This window comes from Prevotella sp. CAG:255 (genome assembly GCF_000431195.1).
GTDB lineage: Bacteria > Bacteroidota > Bacteroidia > Bacteroidales > Bacteroidaceae > Prevotella > Prevotella rara.
Window position 1 is genome coordinate 8,071 of sequence record NZ_HF986799.1, and the last position, 21,901, is coordinate 29,971.

General features: G+C 39.1%; 18 protein-coding genes, 1 tRNA gene and 1 pseudogene. 7 read left to right on the forward strand and 13 right to left on the reverse strand.

The window, feature by feature from the left end:
- The 6 genes and pseudogenes from QVO66_RS05080 to pyrB all read right to left on the reverse strand — a co-directional run.
- Positions 1-157, reverse strand: a pseudogene (locus QVO66_RS05080) (serine--tRNA ligase); the annotation flags it as partial.
- A gap of 142 nt (positions 158-299) precedes the next feature.
- On the reverse strand, positions 300-563 hold the full coding sequence (gene rpmA, locus QVO66_RS05085) for a 50S ribosomal protein L27 (protein WP_021854336.1): 264 nt from the start codon (positions 561-563) through the stop codon (positions 300-302).
- A 19-nt stretch (positions 564-582) separates the two neighbouring features.
- Entirely contained in the window at positions 583-900 is a 318-nt protein-coding gene (rplU, locus tag QVO66_RS05090; RefSeq protein WP_021854337.1) for a 50S ribosomal protein L21, read from the reverse strand.
- A gap of 347 nt (positions 901-1,247) precedes the next feature.
- Positions 1,248-2,528 (reverse strand): serine hydroxymethyltransferase, encoded by a 1,281-nt coding sequence (glyA, locus tag QVO66_RS05095; RefSeq protein ID WP_021854338.1) that lies wholly within the window; start codon positions 2,526-2,528, stop codon positions 1,248-1,250.
- A gap of 96 nt (positions 2,529-2,624) precedes the next feature.
- Positions 2,625-3,080: an aspartate carbamoyltransferase regulatory subunit gene (gene pyrI, locus QVO66_RS05100; protein WP_021854339.1), complete on the reverse strand. Its 456-nt coding sequence runs from the start codon at positions 3,078-3,080 to the stop codon at positions 2,625-2,627.
- Positions 3,081-3,106: 26 nt separating this feature from the next.
- Entirely contained in the window at positions 3,107-4,054 is a 948-nt protein-coding gene (gene pyrB, locus QVO66_RS05105) for an aspartate carbamoyltransferase (protein WP_021854340.1), read from the reverse strand.
- A gap of 112 nt (positions 4,055-4,166) precedes the next feature.
- On the opposite strand from pyrB, the gene QVO66_RS05110 reads away from it, so the two are divergent.
- Positions 4,167-6,467, forward strand: coding sequence for a transglycosylase domain-containing protein (locus QVO66_RS05110; RefSeq protein ID WP_021854341.1), 2,301 nt, complete (start codon positions 4,167-4,169; stop codon positions 6,465-6,467).
- 303 nt (positions 6,468-6,770) lie between these two features.
- Here QVO66_RS05110 and QVO66_RS05115 read toward each other — a convergent pair whose 3' ends face one another.
- From QVO66_RS05115 to QVO66_RS05145, 7 genes are all read right to left on the reverse strand, one after another.
- A complete protein-coding gene (locus QVO66_RS05115; protein WP_021854342.1) occupies positions 6,771-9,317 on the reverse strand; it encodes a carboxypeptidase-like regulatory domain-containing protein in 2,547 nt (848 codons plus the stop codon).
- A 60-nt stretch (positions 9,318-9,377) separates the two neighbouring features.
- Positions 9,378-10,193, reverse strand: a complete 816-nt coding sequence (locus QVO66_RS05120; RefSeq protein ID WP_021854343.1) for a GLPGLI family protein — start codon at positions 10,191-10,193, stop codon at positions 9,378-9,380.
- A 168-nt stretch (positions 10,194-10,361) separates the two neighbouring features.
- Positions 10,362-11,159 carry a GLPGLI family protein gene (locus QVO66_RS05125; protein WP_021854344.1) on the reverse strand — a complete coding sequence of 266 codons (798 nt, stop codon included), beginning with the start codon at positions 11,157-11,159 and terminating at the stop codon, positions 10,362-10,364.
- A gap of 118 nt (positions 11,160-11,277) precedes the next feature.
- Positions 11,278-11,535 (reverse strand): hypothetical protein, encoded by a 258-nt coding sequence (locus QVO66_RS05130; RefSeq protein ID WP_021854345.1) that lies wholly within the window; start codon positions 11,533-11,535, stop codon positions 11,278-11,280.
- A 162-nt stretch (positions 11,536-11,697) separates the two neighbouring features.
- On the reverse strand, positions 11,698-11,982 hold the full coding sequence (locus QVO66_RS05135; protein WP_021854346.1) for an HU family DNA-binding protein: 285 nt from the start codon (positions 11,980-11,982) through the stop codon (positions 11,698-11,700).
- An 11-nt stretch (positions 11,983-11,993) separates the two neighbouring features.
- Positions 11,994-12,380 (reverse strand): DUF3244 domain-containing protein, encoded by a 387-nt coding sequence (locus tag QVO66_RS05140; RefSeq protein WP_021854347.1) that lies wholly within the window; start codon positions 12,378-12,380, stop codon positions 11,994-11,996.
- Positions 12,381-12,505: 125 nt separating this feature from the next.
- On the reverse strand, positions 12,506-14,254 hold the full coding sequence (locus QVO66_RS05145; RefSeq protein WP_021854348.1) for a tPR-repeat-containing protein: 1,749 nt from the start codon (positions 14,252-14,254) through the stop codon (positions 12,506-12,508).
- Positions 14,255-15,815: 1,561 nt separating this feature from the next.
- Between QVO66_RS05145 and QVO66_RS05150 the strand changes: the two genes are divergently transcribed.
- The 6 genes from QVO66_RS05150 (at position 15,816) to QVO66_RS05175 (ending at position 21,640) form a co-directional block, all read left to right on the forward strand.
- Entirely contained in the window at positions 15,816-17,132 is a 1,317-nt protein-coding gene (locus tag QVO66_RS05150; RefSeq protein ID WP_021854349.1) for a DEAD/DEAH box helicase, read from the forward strand.
- 128 nt (positions 17,133-17,260) lie between these two features.
- On the forward strand, positions 17,261-18,328 hold the full coding sequence (gene serC / locus QVO66_RS05155; protein ID WP_021854350.1) for a 3-phosphoserine/phosphohydroxythreonine transaminase: 1,068 nt from the start codon (positions 17,261-17,263) through the stop codon (positions 18,326-18,328).
- A 188-nt stretch (positions 18,329-18,516) separates the two neighbouring features.
- Positions 18,517-19,434, forward strand: a complete 918-nt coding sequence (locus tag QVO66_RS05160) for an NAD(P)-dependent oxidoreductase (protein ID WP_021854351.1) — start codon at positions 18,517-18,519, stop codon at positions 19,432-19,434.
- Positions 19,435-19,473: 39 nt separating this feature from the next.
- Positions 19,474-20,721 (forward strand): DUF1015 domain-containing protein, encoded by a 1,248-nt coding sequence (locus QVO66_RS05165; protein WP_021854352.1) that lies wholly within the window; start codon positions 19,474-19,476, stop codon positions 20,719-20,721.
- A 42-nt stretch (positions 20,722-20,763) separates the two neighbouring features.
- Entirely contained in the window at positions 20,764-21,351 is a 588-nt protein-coding gene (locus QVO66_RS05170) for an IMPACT family protein (RefSeq protein WP_021854353.1), read from the forward strand.
- 200 nt (positions 21,352-21,551) lie between these two features.
- A tRNA-Ser gene (locus QVO66_RS05175) sits at positions 21,552-21,640 on the forward strand.
- Positions 21,641-21,901 lie beyond the last annotated feature (261 nt).

The window sequence follows — 21,901 nt, forward strand, 5'->3', positions numbered from 1 at the left end:
CCTGCAGATTCTTGTCAAGCTTTTGCTGGGTTTCACGTCTGGTCTTATCCAATGCTAAGACATTGTCAATAGCCTCTTTGGCACCATTAAAGTGTTTTTTCTCAAGCCCTTTAATTACACGTTCAGTTTCTTCACTGATGAGTTTTAGTGTAAGCATACAAATTTATATTTTATAATAACAGATGCAAATTTACAAAAAATATTTTTTGTAGCGACTAAAAAAAGCAAAAATCCCGATTCTCGTGTGAGAAAAGGGATTCTTGTGTTTGTTTGGAATAAATAATTAAAAATTCTTTTGTTTAAGCTTCTGCTTCAGGTATTACAGATACAACACTCTTATCTCTGCGGCCCTTGTGGAAATTAACCACGCCGTCAACCAAAGCATAAAGAGTATCATCTTTACCAATACCTACGTTCTTGCCAGGGTTGTGCTTAGTACCACGCTGACGAACAATAATGTTACCAGCAATTACTTTCTGACCACCCCAAATCTTAACGCCTAATCTTTGAGAAGCTGACTCACGTCCGTTCTTAGAACTACCTACACCTTTTTTATGTGCCATTTCTTGTTCCTCCTAAAATTTAAGCGATTACTTCTTTGATTTGTACTTCAGTGAATTGAGCACGATGTCCGTTCTTCTTACGGTAATCTTTTCTGCGCTTCATCTTGAAAACGATGACTTTGTCACCTTTTACAAGAGGATTTACAACTTCACATACTACCTTTGCACCGTCTACGGTTGGTGCACCTACCTGTACTGAACCTTCTTTGTCGACAAGCAGTACCTTGTCGAATTCAACAGCCTGGCCTTCTTTCACATCTTTCATGTGGTGAACGAACAGTTTCTTGCCCTGTTCTGCCTTGAACTGCTGACCGTTAATTTCTACAATTGCGTACATTTTATTATGTTAAACGGTTTTTTCCGTAAGGCGTATGACATCGTGTCATAGCTTGTTTGAGCCTATACGGACTAAATCGGCTGCAAAATTATAACAAATAATTTAAACTTCCAAATTTTTTGTGTTTGTTGGTTTGGTTGTTGTAATAAAAATATTTAAAAATCCTTTCTTGGTCTATCATTGTGCAAGATTTTACATCTTGCTTTGTTCTGTATTTGGGTAGTCTTATCGTTTTAGTGTTATATATGGATATTATTTATCTATTTGTCGTCAATGTAAATATAAATAATATGGCATGCCTCAGGTAATGTAGGCATGCCATAATAATATATTACTTTCTGTTTATATTAATATGCAAAAAGTGGGTATTTTGACATTGTTTCATTCACTCTTTGACGCACTGAAGAAATTACGTTTTCATCTTCAGGACTGTTCAGAACTTCTTCAATAAGGTCTGCGATAAGAACCATGAGGTCTTCTTTTGCTCCTCTTGTTGTTATAGCAGGAGTGCCAAGACGTATTCCTGATGTTTGGAATGCACTGCGTGTATCATACGGAACCATATTCTTATTTACGGTTATATCAGCAGCAACTAATGCACTTTCTGCAACTTTTCCTGTAAGATCAGGATATTTAGAACGCAGGTCAACGAGCATAGAGTGGTTGTCTGTTCCTCCACTTACGATAGTAAAGCCGCGTTTAATGAGTTCGTCAGCAAGTACAGTCGCATTTTTCTTAACTTGCATAGCCCATTCTTTAAATTCTGGTTGTAGTGCTTCATTAAATGCTACTGCTTTTGCTGCTATTACATGCTCCAGCGGTCCGCCCTGTGTACCAGGGAATACAGCACTGTTAAGAAGCTGACTCATCATCTTGATTTGACCTTTAGGTGTCTTCTTACCCCATGGATTCTCAAAGTCTTTACCCATAAGGATAATACCGCCTCTTGGGCCACGTAGTGTTTTGTGAGTTGTAGATGTTACAATATGTGCATATTTAACAGGATTATCCAAAAGGCCAGCGGCAATAAGACCTGCAGGATGAGCCATGTCAACCATCAAAATTGCTCCTACTTTGTCTGCAATTTCACGCATGCGTTTGTAATCCCATTCGCGGCTATATGCTGAACCACCGCCAATGATTAATTTGGGCTTATGCTCGATTGCCAGTTTTTCCATCTCGTCATAGTCAACGCGACCAGTTTCTTTGTCGAGATTGTATCCTACAGCATTATATAATATACCTGATGTGTTTACACTTGAGCCATGAGACAAGTGACCTCCATGGGCAAGGTTAAGCCCAAGGAACGTATCTCCTGGATTTAATACAGTTAAAAGAACAGCAGCATTTGCCTGTGCTCCAGAGTGAGGCTGAACATTTGCGAATTCTGCACCAAAAAGTTTTTTTACGCGTTCGATAGCCAGTGTTTCAACTTCGTCTACCACACCGCAACCGCCATAATAGCGTTTTCCTGGAAGGCCTTCTGCATACTTGTTTGTCAAGTATGAGCCCATAGCCTGCATAACTTCATCACTTACAAAGTTCTCTGAGGCAATGAGTTCCATTCCCTTTAACTGTCTTTGATGTTCTCTTTCGATGAGGTCGAAAATTACTTGATCTCTTTCCATACGATAGATTTTAATATGAATGTTGTGTTTAGGTTATTAATAGTTATGCAAAAATATAAAAAAATATCGATGCATGCAAGATAATTATTCTATAACTTATACGAGTTTAACCTTATTAATATCTTGTTCCTTGTCGCAATAATGACATTTAATAATGCCATTTTCTTTATCTATTACATGGAACACGGTTTTCATCGGTTCATTATTTGTAATACACTTAGGATTATTGCATTTGATGATTCCTTGAAGTTCGTTGGGTGTAACGACTTTTTTCTTCTCAACAACCTCATAGTTGCGTATGATGTTGAGAACGACATTTGGAGCAACAACAGAAAGTCTTGAGATTTCTTCATCTGTGAAGAATTTGTCCTCGACTTTGATAATTCCTTTATGTCCGATTTTCTTTGACAGATAATTATAGCCTATAGTAACTACAGTTTTCAAATTCTGAAGTCCTAAAATATTGGCCACTTCGTATGTCTTTTCTGAAGGTATATGGTCAATGACGGTACCATTTTCTATTGCTGCTACCAATCTTTCTTTCTTGCTCATTGTTTACTGGCTTAATAAAGTTCTGCTTATTTAATAATAGTAGGGTCGTTAGTGATTTCATCCATAGACAAGCCCAGCACGTCGCATATGATAGCCTCACGTGCATAAAGGCCGTTTTGTGCCTGCTGGATATAATATGCATGCGGATTTGTGTCAACCTCATATTCTATTTCGTTAACACGTGGAAGCGGATGCAATATTTTCATGTTATCCCTTGCGTTATTGAGCATGTCGTTTTTTAGAATATAAACATTTTTTACTTTCTCATATTCCATTAAGTCAGAGAATCTTTCTTTCTGTACTCGTGTCATATATAGAATGTCGGCCTCGTTTATTATTTTTTCGTTGAATGCCGTATGTTCCACATATTTTATATTATGTTCTTTACAATAAATTTTATATTCATTAGGCATTGCAAGTTCCTTAGGCGCAATGAAATGGAACGTTGGATTGAAGTGTCTCATTGCCATGATAAGAGAGTGAACAGTTCTTCCGTATTTCAAATCACCAACGAGACATATATTCAGATTTTCAAGTGTGCCTTGCGTCTTGTATATTGAGTATAAATCAAGCATACATTGTGAGGGGTGTTGGTGTGCACCATCTCCAGCATTAATAATTGGTATTGGGGCAACTTCACTTGCATACTGTGCAGCACCTTCAATATAGTGGCGCATTACAATCGCATCGGCGTAGTTGGATACCATTAATATCGTATCCTTTAATGTTTCTCCTTTAGTCGCGCTTGTTACTTTCGCGTCACTAAATCCTATAACACGTGCTCCAAGTCTATTTGCTGCAGTTTCAAAACTTAGGCGAGTACGTGTAGAAGGTTCAAAGAAAAGCGTAGCTACAACCTTGCCTTTTAGAATTTCTCTGTTAGGATGTTTTTCAAACTCTTGTGCCAACTTTATCATGTAAAGAATTTTCTCCTTTGATAAATCAGCAATAGTTACAAAATTATGTTTTCCCATTAATGTAGTGTTTCTAATTCGACCGCTAAGTTAAGCATTATTTTTAATTTATGATTGATATTTCAAAAGAAAAATAGTATTTTTGCAGCTAATTAGTTTTTTATTATAAATAATGAGAAAAACATTTGTGCGTATCCTTTGGGGAACGCTTTGTGCGGTTATAGTATTTTTGGCTGTTAGTTTTACTTCCATATGGTTTGGATGGATTGGTTATATGCCAGATTTGGAAGATTTGCAAAACCCTATTAGCCGATATGCCTCTCAGGTTTATTCTGTAGACGGCAAGATTCTTGGTACATATAATATGAATCGTGAAAATAGGGTACATGTTGATTATGATGGTATATCGCCTTATTTGGTTCAGGCTTTGGTCGCTACAGAAGACGAACGATTTTACGATCATTCCGGCATAGATTTTATCGCATTAACTCGTGCTGTTGTAAAACGTGGAATTTTAGGACAGAAAAGCGCAGGTGGCGGTTCAACAATAACCCAGCAACTTGCAAAGCAACTCTATTCAGCTACAGCTAAAAGCACACTTGAACGTTTGTTGCAGAAGCCAATAGAATGGGTTATTGCTGTGAAACTTGAGCGTTTTTATACAAAAGAAGAAATAATAACAATGTACCTTAATTATTTCGACTTTCTCCATAATGCTGTAGGCATCAAGACTGCTGCTGATGTTTATTTTGACAAGGATCCTAAAAATCTTACATTGACAGAGTCTGCCACACTTATTGGCTTGTGTAAGAATCCTTCATATTTTAATCCTGTAAGATATCCTGAAAGATGTACAGATCGCCGTAATGTTGTTCTGGGGCAAATGTTGAAAGCTGGATATCTTACAAATGAAGAATATCAAAAAGCTCATGATGAGCCCTTGGCTCTTAATTTTCATCGTGTTGACCATAAGGATGGTATTGCAACTTATTTTAGGGAGTTTTTAAGACAATACATTATGGCTCAAAAACCAACGTTGGAAGATTATCCATCTTGGAATAGGGTTCAGTTTACAATTGATTCTTTGGCATGGGAGACTGATCCTTTGTATGGCTGGTGTAATAAGAATCATAAGAAGAATGGTGAACCTTATAATGTGTATACAGATGGTTTGAAGATTTTTACAACAATAGATTCCAGAATGCAGAAGTATGCTGAGGAGGCCGTATTGAGGCATGTGGGGAATTATCTTCAGCCGGCTTTTACGAAAGAGAACAGAACAAAGCCAAACGCTCCGTTTACTAATGCTCTTACTGCTGCTGAGGTAAAAGGAATTCTGAACAGGTCAATAAGACAGAGCGAGAGATATAGGGCTATGAAAGAGCAAGGTGCTACGGAAAGTGAAATACAAAAAGCATTTAGAACACCTGTTGAGATGTCCGTATTCACGTATCATGGTGATGTAGATACAGTGATGACACCGCTCGATTCAATTCGTTATATAAAATCATTCTTGCGTTCTGGTTTTGTCAGTATGGATCCGCATAATGGTGCTGTCAAGGCTTATGTGGGAGGCGTAGATTTTACTCATTTTACTTATGATATGGCTACACAGGGACGCAGGCAGGTGGGATCAACGATAAAGCCGTTCCTTTATGCTTTAAGTATGTCTAACGGTATGTCGCCTTGTGATGTTGCACCCAATGTTCAGAGATCTTATGGCAACTGGACACCAAGAAATGGCAGTCGGTCAAGATATGGACAAATGGTAACCCTGAAATGGGGACTTGCACAGTCGAACAACTGGATATCTGCGTATTTGATGAGTCGTATTAATCCTCAGGATTTTTTGCGTATATTGCGTGATTTCGGTATAAACACTTATGGCGTATATCCGTCTATTGTACTTTGTCTTGGCCCTAATGAAGCCTCTGTATGTGAGATGGTAAGTGCTTACACTACGTTTGCAAATCATGGAATACATTGTTCGCCTATGTTTGTTTCAAAGATAGAGGACAACGAAGGCAACGTAATAGCTACGTTCCAGCCACGTATGAATGAGGTGATAAGCGAAGAGAGTGCTTATAAAATGCTCGAGATGCTTAAGGCTGTGATGGATGGTGGTACAGGTAGCCGAATGAGATATAAGTATAAGGTTGAGTGTGATATGGGAGGCAAGACTGGTACCACCAACCGTAATGCCGATGCTTGGTTTATGGGTTTCACGCCATCTTTGGTAAGCGGCTGTTGGGTTGGCGGTGAAGATCGTGACATTCATTTCGACTCTACCAGAATGGGACAGGGCGCTAATATGGCTTTGCCTATCTGGGCGTATTACATGAAGAAGGTGTTTGCCGACCGTTCTCTGGGATACGATCCTAACGAGAAGTTTGATATACCTGAAGATTTCAACCCCTGTGTTTCAGAGTTTGATGACTATAGCGCAGGAGGTATTGAAGAGGTGTTCGAATAGCAATTAATTATTATCCGATAGTTCGTTATTATTGAGCAATACAAAAATAAGAGGGTGGGGCTGATTGTTTAGCCTCACCCTCTTATCTTTTCAGATACCATCACATTTACTTCAAATCAGTCATTAGTTCATATACATTTTTACCTTTTTGCGCATCCATATTTTCAGCCGCATTTCTATTTTCTATTAGCGAAAAATAGTACTAAAATCCGTTTTATATAAAGCAAAAATACAGTTTCAATTCTGATGACGATTCTGTTCTTTTAGCCAGCAAGGCTATGAATTTTTACGGTCATTCTGTCACTACAAACTGAAACGTACCTTGAACAATATTTCTCGTGGACGTAGACGGGTGGATGTATATATGCGTTGTGTGTCTGTGAAATATCGGCGCTCAAACAGATCTTTACCAAACAGGTTATGACAAGCTGCGCCTATCTCAATGTGTCGTGTCTTGTATGTTATCGAAAGGTCGGAAAACAATGTTGTCGACACCGATTCGTCGTTGCTGTGATACATCTCGTTGTCAAACTCAATAATCCAGTTGCCAGGCATGATATATGTGCGCAGTTTATGGGTAAAATAACATAATGTTTCGTCATAACCGTCTGTACTCTCCTGATTGGTCTGATGGTTACGGTTTAGTGAAGACGTCAAGTCAGCAGAGAGCCAATATAGAGGCTTTATAGAGATGTTGAGCTTTATCTCGCTGCTTTCCATCCTGAATGGCTGCACATTGTCATTTATGAGCATGCTGTAGTTGTTCCATGTCTGACGTGCTGATAATTTAAGCAACAAACCGGCCCAGTCGAAGCTCTTACTTGCCGAGCCGTTAAGCGTAATCATGCTTACGGACGAGCGTTGGTCTGACGGAGTGCTGCAATAAACATTATCTACAAGTTCACCCTTATACATCAGCATGTTGCCCATACGGCTGTAGACGATTCCGCCATTGGCAAAAAATCCGCTTATCACGTTCTTATACCTTGCAGCGGCATTCAATACAAAAACGTCAATATAGTCAAGCTGTCCGTTGCCGCGACGCGCTGTTATATAGTCGGTGAACACTAGCGTCGGCATGGATGTCAGTGCGTCCTGCGGCATCCATGAATATGAACCGCCTGCCGTAAGTTGCCATCGCGCTGTTGGCTCATAGCTGAAATAGAGTGATGGGTCTGCCGTAAACTTATGTGCCGACAGCGAATTCAGACTGCGATAGCGCCAGTTTATCGGCACATTAAGACTGATACTTACGTCGTGTGTTTTAATGCTTATGTCAGGAGATACGTAAACCCTATATTCATCATACTTATCTGTAGCTGTGTTCACCGAGTTTTCTACGTCTATGTTCTGCCGTTTCAGGTCAAATCCTACGGTATATGTAATATTCAGTAACCATAATCTGTGCCTGAAGTTTGTATAAGTTTTCCAGTCTAACTGACCTATGTTGAGTGTCTCTGCCGATCCGTCTGATATGAGCAGCGTTCCAGGTTTATAATGATAAGCGGCAGCTGAACTTAACGAGAAACTGTTTCCGCCTGAAAAATTCTTAATGAAACGCAGATCGTCTGCCACATATCTTTCACGCGGCCTTACGCTCTGCTGCGTTGTCTGTCCGTTAAGTACAGATGTACCGAGGCTGCGGTTAAAGTCTGCATATCCTTTAAGGGTGTTTACAAGATATAGCCTGTCTTTATTCACTTTATACATCAGCTCGCCTTCATATTCGTTACGGTATGCCCGTGCGTCGTTGTCCTGTGTTATCACGGCTCCGCTGCCTAAGTCGGTATAAATAGTCTGCGACTGCTGCCGCTCCTGACTCTTGTCGAACAGCCCCGTAAGTTGAAGTCGCAGGTCGTTGTCTGCCGCCGTCTTAAACAGCCAGTTGGTGGCAAGTATATGTGTGTTGTTAAACATGGTTCGGCTTTCGTCAAGTCCTGTTCTGCCCAGACCAATACCCGAAAGCAGTCCGCCTGCAGCCGGCACGCTCTCTTCGAGCGATGCCAATGAGCCAACTTCGCTGCTTATGTCCTTGCCTGTATTGTTGCATTTATACATTGATATGCTCTGCATCTTGCGCGAAAACAGCATTGCCAATGCCCGACTGTCATACAATGCGTCTGTCTTTCCCTGCAGAGTGGCGCCTCCGGCAAGCGACATCTCGCCCTGCCACATATCTTTCACCTTCTCGTCGAGCACGATGTTAAGCGCAGCCTGGTCACTGAACACTACATCCTTAAGTGTCTTCACTGGCTGATGATTCTCCATCACCTGCACCTTCTTCACCTTGCCGGCATCTATGTTGTTGCTCGCTACGCCATATTTGCTGCCCATGAGGTCCATGCCTTCAATATAAAACTTGTTGATGCTTTTGCCCTGATATGTTATGCTGCCGTCTTTTCCAACCTCCATTCCGGGCATACGTGATATGACGTCGGCTATCGAGCGGTCGTTTTTTTGACGAAAACTGCTAACCAGATAGTCTATCGTGTCGCCGCGCTGTGTTATCTTGTCCGGTTTCACCTTCACTTCTTTCAGCGCGAAAGCTTCTTCCCTCATGGTTATTGTCCGTCCGTCTTTATATGTCTTTGCAGCCAGCGTCACTGTGGCATAGCCCATACTTCTGAATACGAGCGAGTCGGTTTGTCCGTCTTCTCCTTCATACTTCAGAGTAAAGGCTCCCGTCTTAGCCGTTATGGCGTATGCCCTTATGCGTCCTGCTGTGCCTTTGAGCATAACCGAAACTCCTGGAAGCGGCTTGCCGCCCTCATCCTTAACAAGGCCCTTAAATGTCCGGGCATTGAGCAGTAGGGGAATCATAAGTAAAATCAGGACAAATATCTTTTTCATAATTGGGCATAATTTATTTTTCATATAATCATAAGCAGTTTCATTACTGAGGATGAAAGGTTAAGGCCTGTATGTCTCCATCAGATTCACCGGCTTTTTCCTCAATGCTTCAGTGTTTCCTGTTTCCATATAATGTTTGGTGAACGGAACACCGTTTACCTTTTCCATATAAAGTTTTATGTTGGCAAAATATTCCTTGTAGATGTCTTGCAGTTCCAGAGGAGTACAGTCTACATACTTTTGCTTGTCGACCGCCAACAGTCGCCCGTCGCCTTTTTCTATGGCTGTGCATGCAAACGAGAATGTTCCTGTTTCGTCAGTAGCCTTTAGTATCAGTCCAGGCAAGCCGCATAATTTCCACGGGCCGTCAGCTATGGGTATGTCGGCGGTAAACCATACGTGCCATCTGCGCCCGCGCAATTCGCCCACAGCGCTTTGGCATCTATAGCCAGCCACGGTGCTGTCGCTTCCTGTCAGAGTCCATTCTATATGTGGCATGTCTTCTTCATATTTAAAGAAATCTATCAGCACTCTGTCGACATACACCAGTCTTCCCGGTGATGGAATATTCTTATAAATGTGATACGCCTGCCCGCTTTGATATGGCTTAACCTGCTTGCGTATCTTCTCTAAGTTTATTTGCCCTGTAGCATTCATGCTGTCCATCAGGGCTTCTTTCATTCTGTTCATCCAACTGTAAAAGTGTGACGCACTGTTGCCTACGTCAAGCTTCATCACATCCTGTTTAGCTTCGTTTTCACCTTCTGCATTAGCATATCGCACCTGATATGTTACGCTAAGTCGAACACTGTCAGCTGTGGATGCAGACAGCGTCATAAACGACAACAACAAGAATATCATCATGTATTTTCTCATATCTTAGCTTATTATTTTTATGCAATGCATCAACATATTATCAGCCTCTCTTCATTAAGTTGCAATCCAATTTGTCATGGCATTGTTTCCTTACATGCTTAAAACTTTAAATTTTGTAGCGCGACAAGTATATGTCATAACGCAAAAGGCGCAGAGAGAGGGACGTAATCAGTGCGTAAACGGTTTTTCGTCTATTGATATTATCGCGCTCTTCCGTTTACTGCCGGGAATGGGCAGTGAGTTGCCGGTACGGGTGACAAGGAACTGTATTGGGTCGTCGTTATATTTATAATAAAGCGTTTTGTATTCATCGTATGTGCAATCTGTATAATTTCCCGAAGGCATTTCCACCAACATTCCGTTTCCGCTTGTTATTGATGTGCAGCAGAATGAATATATTCCGTCGGACTCAACAGCTTTGAGTATGAGTCCCGGCAGTCCGCGCAGTTTCCATGGGCCGTCGCTTACCGGAATGTCTGCCGTGAACCATGCAGTCCACCGCCGTCCGCCTATGTCTGTCCATGCCTTGCCACAACTGTATCCGCATATAGTGGTATCACCATCTTCTATATGCCACTGCTGCCGGTTGTCAACCACAGAGTATTTCACTCCGTCTAATCCAAACGTATCGTAAAATGTTATGCTGTCACCACCTGAAGGGCGCTTACATACATGCCATTGCAAACCGCCTCCGCCCACGTTCTTTGCGCTGCTTATGGCTATGTCAAGTGGCAGATTGCTTTCATTTATCTTTTTCATCTGCTCGTCACGCAGCCTTTGAGCCTCGCTATAAAAATGAGACATGGTACGCCCCACATCCAATGCCATAACGTCATGAGTCTTATGTCCGTTGCCGTATGTGGCATAAGTTGTATTATATACGATGTGCAGCATAACGCTGTCGGCTGTCTCGGCCGACATGACAACAAACTGCAATAACAAAAGTACCATCATGTATTTTCTCATAATATCATTATTTATAAATATTAATAGAAATGACAAAATAATATACTTATAACATCTTAGAAATAATCATTATAAATAAAGGCAACAGGCTTATAATATGCCTGTTGCCATACATTAATTACACATAATGTCCTGTATATTCGACATCAACAAGTACTGCCTGCATTTTGCTATTTATGTAATAAGTAAGTCTATAACATTCCCCATTTTCAAGTTTCGTTTCTACAACAACTACTGTTCCTGGCTGCAGTTCGTTGTTGTTGGTCGTATTTTCCGTAACACTATTTGCATTTGCGTATGACACCTGAGGAACTGTAAATGTAATGGCTCCCAACAATGCAATCATAGAAACTGCTTTTGTGAAAAATTTTCTCATGATATATAATTTTTTAATTATTCCGAAGTTCCTTATCAGAATACATATTTATATTTTTGCCATCAGGAACTTGATTTTACGCATAACAGTAGACACCATTAAAGGCCCTTTCCGCCGGATTTTCGACATCTGGATTGCGATATATTTTCAGATGACAGTTGATCAACTTCTATATTTATCAGAAAAAATCATTATATTTCGATATGGTGTAAACGATACTTTCGTATGTTCTGGCACTATTACTTGTTCGTCTGAATTAGCTTTTTTAACTGTCTTCTTGGAAATTTTCTTTAAATAAAATTTTCCGAAATCATCTAATACAACGACATCGCCATTTTTTACAGTTTCGCTAATTATAGACAAAGCAGCATTTACATAACTTAAAGTTGTAGAATGCTTTTCTCCGATACGCAATGATATTGCTTCTATAAACTGACTCTTATTCATATACAATTCTACTATATTATAAAATTTCCAACAAGTATTAAATCATCTGTTTCTAACATGATATTATAATCTCCACTATTCAAATCCCCTATATAATAAAGATTTTCATCTCCAGTCATTACATTTATAAATTCATCTTTTACAACAACACTTTGTGCATTTGTTATCATAACATGTACATTTTCATAATTTTCAAATTCAGATTGAATTGAAATATATTCATCTGAATAATATAGTTGTGGAAAATAAACAATTGAACGACCTTTATTCTTAATAATATTAGGGTATATATTACATATAATTTTTTCCCACGTTATATTAGAAGGCAATGATATTTGTGCATTTATGGAAATCCATCCAACAATGAACGCAAAAAATACTGATACTATTCTTGTCATAGCTTAATACTTTTAAATTTTTACTTATGCAAAGTAATTACAATACAGCAAAACATTAAGAATATTTCACTTCACAAAACTTCACGAAATTACAATCTATTGATTTTCAGTTATTTACAATAGCGCTAAAGTTCTTTTATGAAATGGTCAAGATCTTTTGCTCCTCCCTTTTTTTGAAACATTTTAAAGTATAAGCGTGACTTTGCCATTCCGAGAGAGCTATATGAATAAGGTGAGATATTGCATATTTCTTTAGATGAAAGACCTGCTTTCACCATACAGCAAATCCATACTTCATTATCATTTATGTCTGGATAAAACTCTTTAAGGCGTTTTGTAAAATTGTTGTATGCCTTATTCAAGGCTTCAACAAGTCTGTGATAATCAGCAGAAGACGGTACGGCATTTGGAGTGTGATACAATTTATATACATCCGTATCAGCCAAGTCAGCTATCAGCAGCTCACGATGTTTTTCTTTAAAGAGCATATGTTCATTCTGCTTAGCCAGCATCTCAGCCTCGTTACGCATTAAAGACTTGCGTATTTCAGTAAGTTTTTCGTTCGAGACAGATAATTCTGTTTCCAATTGTGCTATACGCTCTTCATTACGCTTCATTTTTTGCATTTCAGTTTCTTGGAGCTGGCTTAAATAATTATTTGCACGTTCCTGCTGTTCCCGTATGCGTTTTTTCACATTAGAATAATGTTTTATCAAAATTAAAGACACAACTATCACCGTAAAGATAATTACCGAAAGCAATATGGTAAGATTTGTCTTTGTCTCTGCCAATACAGTATTTTTACGCTCTATATCAATATTCTTCTCCACCTGTGACAACATATCTGATGTTTCATTTAACTCGCTTGCCGTCACAGAGTCGGAATACACAGAATATTTATCGTAATATTCCATTGCCTCGTCACGCTTGCCCTGCTTATTTAAGATTCTTATTATATCCAGACACGCATCTCTTTTTTCTGTATTATTACTGTAACTCATCCCACGTTTATTATATGCAACGGCAGAATCGAGCTGTCCTGTATGTTCAAAATAATATGCCCAAACATAATAATGAGACGATATGTCTTTGTCTGTCGTTGCAAGAAAGGGCGTATTCAATGCCGAATAAGCGTCATCAAGCTGACCTTCTTCAATATATATACCGGCCAGTTCCTCCATAACCATATTATAAAGGTTCGCGTCACCAATAGCCTTTGCCTTTTTGGCAGCATGCCGATAATAAGGTATTGCCGTGTTGTTCTGCTTGAGATAGCTGTACGATCGTCCTATATCTCTCAATGAATAAACTTCTGTAACCTGCGCACCTGCCTGCTTGGCATATCCGTATGCCAACTTATTATATCGTAACGCATCTTTATGCAAGCCCTTCGCCTCATAAACATATCCTGCCCATGTGGCAGAACGGGCTTTATAGCGGTTTATGACTGAATCGTTCTCCGCGTCAACGGCAATGGCTTTGTTGAACGATGCCAGGGCGTGGCCGTAGAGATGCATGTCACAATAGACTCGGCCGAGAAGATAATCAGCACGTACACGCTGAAGGGCACTGCCATGACTGTCATAATAGTTTGCTGCAGCGCGCATGGTTGAGTCTGACACATGTAGGATATAGCATTTATCGTCGGCTTCGGTGCGCGACAGTGCGTACCATAAGCGATAGTCTTTGCCCGAACGGCATATCTCGAGCGAGTCGCGCCTCAATATGGACAATGCGCTGTCGGGATGTCCTTCCATAAGGCTGTCTGCCGTGCGCAATATACTTTCAGTTCTGCCTCCGTCACGACATGAAAAGAATGTTGTGCAGAGCAACAAGAAGGGGAGTGCTTTTGTTATTAAAGAAGTTAAAGTCATATGCCTTGTAGTCTTTTATCTTAGTTTAAATTTACCAGCATTAAGCCTTACCGAAAGCATAGCTTGTAAAGTTGGTTTAAACACTTGGCATCAGCTCTTTTATATATTGCGTTTTTGCGTCTTGTGCAGTGAACTGACGAGTCCTGCGCAGTGCAAATATAGCGAAAGGCGAGTGCATTGCAAAAAGCAAAAAACTTGTTTTTGATTTTTGTACTGCCGAGCCAAATCCTATATTATGCAAATATACGGAAATTCATTTAATTTGTTTATTGGCATACCATGTTTTTGCTTTTAATTTAAACATTTTTTTTGCAATGTGAGATTGTTAGCTTTCGTAAATGTGTCGTAAATTTAGAATAGGTAAATGCAGTGTTCTGTTTCTTTTCATCTATTTAAGAACTTGTTATTTATGTTAATGGCGTAAATTGACATAATGTCAATACTATCGCATGATTGCTTTCTATTTGGTTTTAGATGGAGCTCTCAGACGGCGATATTTAAAAATTAAAATTTGCTGGCCGTGAAAACAGATATTTTTTGTGTGCAAGAGTAAACAAGTGAGTTTCAATGTGTTATGCGGAGTTGTGTCGATGTGCGCAATTAAATTGGCGTGTTTTTATGCCCAAACGTTCCTTTTTTAATAATATAAATCGGCTTTTTGAGGCCAGAATACGGGTGATTTATGCCTCGAAAGTGGCTGAATTGTCTTATAAAAGCATGCCTTTTATGTGATTATGTAAATAAACTTTACCGAATCAATACATTTTAGAGCGCTTAATTTTCTATTTCGTCATAAAATCGTGACATAAGTGTAATAACATATTGAATGGCTTAAGACGTGTTTTAGTATCAAAAAGAATTCTTTTATATAATTATACTACTTCAGTAAGATATGATTCGTGCTTAGTGTTACTGCAATCATCGTATAATTATATAAACGACTTGTTAAAATATTAATCAATCATTTGCTGTAAATAATGCAGATGAGAATGGTTCTTATTCCAATTTTATCGTAATATATACGATTGACAATGTTACCGGATTAATTATCATAGTTTTAGTTAGAGCATTCTTAGAGCGCGATTTTAAATTGTACTATTGCATGCTTTTATTCTCGGTGTTATGTGTAAATATATCAATTAACGATTAACAGTAACGGCTTGATAATATGTTTTTTATATTCAGTAAATTAATATAATATTAGTGAAATTATCAGGGCGCAGACGGTGCGTGTTCTGTAAATAGAGTTTAATCTTAGCCTGTCATATTGTGTGGATGACTGCTTGAAATTAAAATTAAGTATGTCGCCGGAATATGTTATAATTGGTGATTGGTGGGGTGCTACGGATTGCTGGTAATGTTAACTAAGATGATTGGCCGACTAAATTTTGTTCTTAATCTAATAATAAAATTTGCCACATATTTATATATAATCAATATTTTTCATTATCTTTGCCGATATAAATGATCTGACGTTATGATAGCGGCGTTGCCGGCAATCATATGTCAGGTGCTAAAATTTAGTGATAAATATTATGATTTTTGAATAAAGACTGACATTATGAAAATTCAAGATATATTACAGAGGTTAAAAATTGAATCTCTAAACAAGATGCAATATCAGGCTGGTGACGTGCTGGTGAATACAGATTCTGATTTGGTTATATTGTCTGCTACGGGCAGCGGTAAAACGTTGGCATATCTGTTGCCATTGGCCGGCATGCTTAATTCTGAATCTGACATGGTGCAGGCTGTGGTTGTAGTTCCCGGACGTGAATTGGCATTGCAGTCGCATGATGTGTTTTCACGTATGGCATGTGGCTTGCGCTCAATGCCTTTGTATGGTGGGCGTGCAGCTATGGACGAACATAAGAATTTGCGTAAGGTTAGACCACAAATTGTATTTGCTACTCCCGGTAGGCTTAATGACCACCTTGATAAAGGCAATATTGATGCCGATGGTATAAAATATCTGGTGATAGATGAATTTGACAAATGTCTGAAGATGGGATTCCATGAGGAAATGAGCGCATTGATAGATAAGTTGCCATATGTGGAAAGAAGAGTGCTGCTGTCTGCCACTGATGCAAACGAAATACCCGGCTTTGTTAATATGGGCAGAGTCGTGCGTCTTGATTTTCTTACAGATGAGCAGATACCTGAACGTATTAATCTTTTTGTGGTTAAAAGCAAGGAGAAGGACAAACTGGATGCTCTTAACGCCTTGCTATGCAGTTTTGGCGTGTCAAGCAGCATAGTATTTCTGAATTATCGTGATGCTGTTGAACGTGTAGCTGATTATTTACGGAGTAAAGGCTTTGTTGTAAGCGCGTTTCATGGCGGACTTGACCAAAAGGCACGCGAGGATGCTATTTACAAATTTAGCAATGGCTCGTCAAGTGTGCTCGTTGGTACAGACTTGGCTGCCCGTGGCTTGGATATACCGGATGTGGATAATATTATACATTATCATTTGCCTCAGGGTGAAGATGAGTATATACATAGGGTAGGGCGCACGGGCCGTTGGGAGGCATGTGGCAGGGCATTTCTCTTGTTGGGACCGGAAGAAACAATTCCTGAATATATAAAAGACATGCCTGATGAATACGTATTGCCGAATGATATAGAAACACCTCCGCAGCCCAAAATGGTGACGTTATATATCGGAAAGGGCAAAAAGGATAAAATATCAAAAGGTGATGTGTTGGGATTCTTATGTAAAATTGGAGGACTAAAGGGTGATGACATAGGACGCATTGATGTTAAAGAACGCTGTTCTTATGCAGCTGTGAGTCGTGAAAAATTGAAAAGCGTATTGACGAAAACTTCCGGCGAAAAGCTAAAAGGTATTAAAACTATAGTGGAGTTGATAAAATAATGCGATAAACAGAAAATAGATTATATATTTTCTTGAAAAAAATTTGCCAGTTCAAATAAAAGTCGTAACTTCGCAAGTGCTATGAAGCAAAAAATGTATAATTGTTAATTTTAAACCAAAACTATCAAATGAAGAAGTATAACTTTAATGCAGGTCCGTCAATTCTTCCACGCGAAGTGATTGAGAATACTGCGAAACAGATTTTAGATTTCAATGGCAGCGGCCTTTCTTTGGCAGAAATTAGCCATAGAGCAAAAGATTTCCAGCCTGTTATAGACGAAGCAGTGGCACTTATTAAAGAGCTGCTTAATGTTCCTGAAGGTTACTCTGTTCTTTTCTTAGGCGGCGGAGCTTCTTTGGAATTCTGCATGGTACCTTATAACTTCCTTATAAAGAAAGCTGCTTATTTAAATACTGGTGTATGGGCAAAGAAAGCCATGAAGGAAGCCAAATTGTTTGGCGAAGTTGTTGAAGTGGCTTCTTCAGCTGATGCAAACTTTACTTTCATTCCTAAGGGTTGGACTTGCCCTGATGATGTTGACTATCTGCATATAACAACAAACAACACTATTTACGGAACTGAAATCCGCAAGGAACTTGATGTAAACGTTCCTATGATTGGTGATATGTCTTCAGACATTTTCAGCCGTCCTGTAGATGTTGCTAAATATAAGTGTATATATGCCGGTGCACAGAAGAACTTGTCAATGGCAGGTGTTACTATCGTTATCGTTAAGGATGATGAACTCGGTAAGGCTCCGAGAGAGATACCTACAATGTTGAACTACCAGACTCATGTTGAAAAGGGCTCTATGTTCAATACTCCTCCTGTTGTTCCTATTTATACTGCTCTCGAAAACCTCCGTTGGATTAAGAAGATGGGTGGCGTAGAAGCTATGGATAAATTGGCTCATGAGCGTGCTGATATCGTTTATTCTGAAATCGATAGAAATAAACTGTTCCGCGGTACAGTTAATGCAGAAGACCGTTCATTGATGAACATCTGCTTCGTTATGAACGAGGAGTATGCTGAACTTGAGAAGCCGTTCTTAGAGTATGCTACTTCACAGGGTATGGTTGGTATCAAGGGCCATCGCTCTGTCGGCGGATTCCGTGCAAGCTGCTACAATGCTCAGTCAATAGAGGGCGTACAGGCACTTGTTAAATGTATGAAAGACTTTGAAGCTCAGCATTAATGCTGTAGCAGACAAAATGAAATGGTGTGTCGCTTGAATAAATGCGACATGCTGAATATGCAAGAGAAGCATATCGTCGGCGAGGGTTGATTATCATATAATCTCTGGCATGGTGTGCTTCTCTTGTTCATTAAAGTATTTTGGTCTTAACCTTAAATTTTACAAACAACAATTTAATTAACAACGAAATGAAAGTATTAGTAGCAACTGAGAAACCCTTTGCAGCTGTTGCTGTTGAAGGAATAAAGAAAGAAATAGAAGGTGCAGGCAACGAACTCGTGTTGCTTGAAAAATATACAGATGTAGCTCAGCTTCTTGATGCCGTTAAGGATGCTGATGCTATGATTGTACGTTCTGATAAGGTTACTCCGGCTGTGTTGGATGCAGCTAAAAATCTTAAAATAGTAGTACGCGCCGGTGCTGGTTACGACAGCATTGATACAGCTTATGCTAAGGAAAAAGGTGTAATTGTAGAGAATACTCCTGGACAGAATTCAAATGCCGTTGCAGAACTTGTATTTGGCTTAATGGTTTATGCTGTTAGAAATTTCTATAATGGCAAGGCCGGTACAGAGCTTATGGGCAAGAAACTCGGAATTTTGGCATTTGGTAATGTAGGCCGTAATGTGGCTCGAGTTGCTAAAGGCTTTGGAATGGACGTTTATGCTTACGACGCATTCTGCCCGAAAGAGGTTATTGAGGAGGCTGGCGTTAAGGCTGTTGATTCTCAGGAAGAATTATTCAAGAACTGTGATGTCGTTTCTTTGCATATTCCTGCAACTCCTGAAACAAAGCAGAGCATCAACTATAATTTGGTAAATATGATGAAGAAGGGTGGTATGGTAGTAAATACAGCCCGTAAGGAAGTCATCAATGAGCCTGAGTTGATAAAGCTTATGGAAGAGCGTACAGATTTGAAATATATTACAGATATTAAGCCTGATGCAGATGAAGAGTTTGCTAAATTTGAAGGACGCTATTTCAGCACTCCTAAGAAGATGGGTGCACAGACTGCTGAGGCTAACATTAATGCTGGTATTGCTGCTGCAAAACAGATTAATGCTTATTTCAAGGATGGTTGCACAAAGTTCCAGGTAAATAAATAATTATTGATATCTTAACTGTAATATAGAAGGAATAATATTATGGCTAAAATTAAACCATTCAAAGGTATACGTCCGCCGAAACAGTATGTAGAGGAGGTTGAGTCTCGTCCATATGATGTGCTTGATTCAGAAGAGGCACGCGTAGAGGCTGGCGATAACGAAAAGAGCCTTTATCATATAATTAAACCTGAAATTGATTTTGAACCGGGTACAAGCGAATATGATCCGCGTGTATACGAGAAGGCCGCAGAGAACTTTAAGAAATTCCAGGATAAGGGATGGCTGGTTCAGGATGATAAGGATAATTATTATATCTATGCTCAGACAATGAACGGAAAGACACAATACGGACTCGTTGTTTGTGCTTTTGTTGATGATTATCTTAATGGTGTGATTAAGAAACACGAACTCACTCGTCGTGACAAGGAAGAAGACAGAATGAAGCATGTTAGAGTTAATAATGCAAATATTGAACCTGTATTCTTTGCTTATCCTGACAATACCGTATTAAATGATGTAATTATGAAGTATGCTCAGACAGAACCTGAGTATGACTTTATTGCACCTATTGACGGATTCCGTCATCAATTCTGGATTATCTCTGACAGCAAGGATATTGAAGTTGTTACTGAGGAATTTGCTAAGATGCCTGCATTGTATATTGCAGACGGTCATCACCGTTCTGCTGCCGCTGCTTTGGTTGGTGCAGAAAAGGCAAAGCAGAATCCTAATCATAAGGGTACTGAAGAATATAACTACTTTATGGCTGTTTGTTTCCAGGCTTCTCAGCTTACAATTCTTGATTACAACAGAGTTGTGAAAGACCTTAATGGTCTGAGCTCAGAGGAATTCTTGAAAGCATTGAGCAAGAACTTCGACGTAGTAGAGAAAGGTGCAGATATTTATAAACCTGATCATTTGCATAATTTCTCTCTTTATTTAGATAATAAGTGGTATAGTCTTACTGCTAAGCAAGGTACATTTGATGACAAAGATCCTATCGGGGTTCTAGATGTTGATATTTCTAGTCGCTTGATATTGGATGAAATATTGGGAATAAAAGATCTCCGCTCAGATAAACGTATAGACTTTGTGGGTGGACTTAGAGGTCTTGAAGAGTTAAAGCGCCGAGTTGATAGTGGTGAAATGCGTATGGCATTGGCTCTTTATCCTGTTACTATGCAACAGATTATGGATATTGCAGACAGTGGTAAGATAATGCCTCCTAAGGCTACTTGGTTTGAACCGAAATTGCGCTCAGGACTTATTATTCATAAACTTGTTTAAAGAGAACAAACTTAAATTTTTTAATATAAATACACCAGCTTAATGGGTATTGATGAATTTAAGACAATAACGAATGTTGGCGAGGGAACTTATTCTGAAAAGAGGAGTAAGTTCCTCGCTTTTTCACATCATGTGGAGTCTGAAGATGATATAAGGGAGCTGTTGGCTTTTTATAGGAAGAAGTATTTTGATGCTCGTCATGTCTGTTATGCCTACATGTTGGGGGCTGAGCGAAAGATTTTTAGAGCAAATGATGACGGAGAGCCAAGCAGTACAGCAGGTAAGCCAATCCTTGGGCAAATTAACAGTAGTGGATTGACAGATATACTTATTGTCGTTGTTCGCTATTATGGTGGCGTTAATCTTGGTACTGGTGGACTGATTGTTGCATATAAAACAGCTGCGGCTGCAGCAATAGAGAATTCTGTTGTTGAAACTAGGCAAGTTGAGGAAATTATTACCTATAACTTTCCATATGTTATGATGAATAATGTTATGAGAGTTGTTAAAGACATGAAGCCTAGAATATTATCTCAAACGTACGATACTACTTGTGAGATTAAGTTAAGTATACGTTTGTCTGAAGCTGAAATATTGAAAGCTAGACTAGCAAAACTTTCTTTTGAATAACCTGGTTTTCATATTAAAGCACACCACGAGAACATTTATGTTTAATGACTTTTGATCGGCATAAAAGTCATACAAGTTTTGAACATATTTGCTTTTTTCTTTGTTATATAAAAAAATAGTATTACCTTTGCGGTGAGTTAGAAAAGAAAACTTTAAACCTTGCAGTTGGTTTTCTGCATTTGATTTGAGTTTTCGTTAATGGAAGATTGGCAGAGTGACCGAATGCGCTGGACTCGAAATCCGGTATACCCTTTTACGGGTATCGGGGGTTTGAATCCCTCATCTTCCGCTTTAAAGCAGATATATATACATGTATATCTGCTCTTTTATTTTTTGTAAGTCCGAGTAACCCCAACATTGTTCGACACCACAATATAAGTTTTACTAAAAAAAACTATTACTGACATAGAATAATTTTGAATCTCTATTTTTTTATATTTAATTGCTTTTAGGTTTTATGACTCCATAGAAATTTATTGGGAATGAAATTCTACGGATCCAGTTTGCAGTTTTCTTGGCTCACCCGATAAATAGTGGGGAAAGAAAATAT

Coding starts and splice junctions, on each gene's coding strand:
- rpmA (WP_021854336.1), bottom strand. CDS start 563: ATGGCACATAAAAAAGGTGTAGGTAGTTCTAAGAACGGACGTGAGTCA.
- rplU (WP_021854337.1), bottom strand. CDS start 900: ATGTACGCAATTGTAGAAATTAACGGTCAGCAGTTCAAGGCAGAACAG.
- glyA (WP_021854338.1), bottom strand. CDS start 2,528: ATGGAAAGAGATCAAGTAATTTTCGACCTCATCGAAAGAGAACATCAA.
- pyrI (WP_021854339.1), bottom strand. CDS start 3,080: ATGAGCAAGAAAGAAAGATTGGTAGCAGCAATAGAAAATGGTACCGTC.
- pyrB (WP_021854340.1), bottom strand. CDS start 4,054: ATGGGAAAACATAATTTTGTAACTATTGCTGATTTATCAAAGGAGAAA.
- QVO66_RS05110 (WP_021854341.1), top strand. CDS start 4,167: ATGAGAAAAACATTTGTGCGTATCCTTTGGGGAACGCTTTGTGCGGTT.
- QVO66_RS05115 (WP_021854342.1), bottom strand. CDS start 9,317: ATGAAAAAGATATTTGTCCTGATTTTACTTATGATTCCCCTACTGCTC.
- QVO66_RS05120 (WP_021854343.1), bottom strand. CDS start 10,193: ATGAGAAAATACATGATGATATTCTTGTTGTTGTCGTTTATGACGCTG.
- QVO66_RS05125 (WP_021854344.1), bottom strand. CDS start 11,159: ATGAGAAAATACATGATGGTACTTTTGTTATTGCAGTTTGTTGTCATG.
- QVO66_RS05130 (WP_021854345.1), bottom strand. CDS start 11,535: ATGAGAAAATTTTTCACAAAAGCAGTTTCTATGATTGCATTGTTGGGA.
- QVO66_RS05135 (WP_021854346.1), bottom strand. CDS start 11,982: ATGAATAAGAGTCAGTTTATAGAAGCAATATCATTGCGTATCGGAGAA.
- QVO66_RS05140 (WP_021854347.1), bottom strand. CDS start 12,380: ATGACAAGAATAGTATCAGTATTTTTTGCGTTCATTGTTGGATGGATT.
- QVO66_RS05145 (WP_021854348.1), bottom strand. CDS start 14,254: ATGACTTTAACTTCTTTAATAACAAAAGCACTCCCCTTCTTGTTGCTC.
- QVO66_RS05150 (WP_021854349.1), top strand. CDS start 15,816: ATGAAAATTCAAGATATATTACAGAGGTTAAAAATTGAATCTCTAAAC.
- serC (WP_021854350.1), top strand. CDS start 17,261: ATGAAGAAGTATAACTTTAATGCAGGTCCGTCAATTCTTCCACGCGAA.
- QVO66_RS05160 (WP_021854351.1), top strand. CDS start 18,517: ATGAAAGTATTAGTAGCAACTGAGAAACCCTTTGCAGCTGTTGCTGTT.
- QVO66_RS05165 (WP_021854352.1), top strand. CDS start 19,474: ATGGCTAAAATTAAACCATTCAAAGGTATACGTCCGCCGAAACAGTAT.
- QVO66_RS05170 (WP_021854353.1), top strand. CDS start 20,764: ATGGGTATTGATGAATTTAAGACAATAACGAATGTTGGCGAGGGAACT.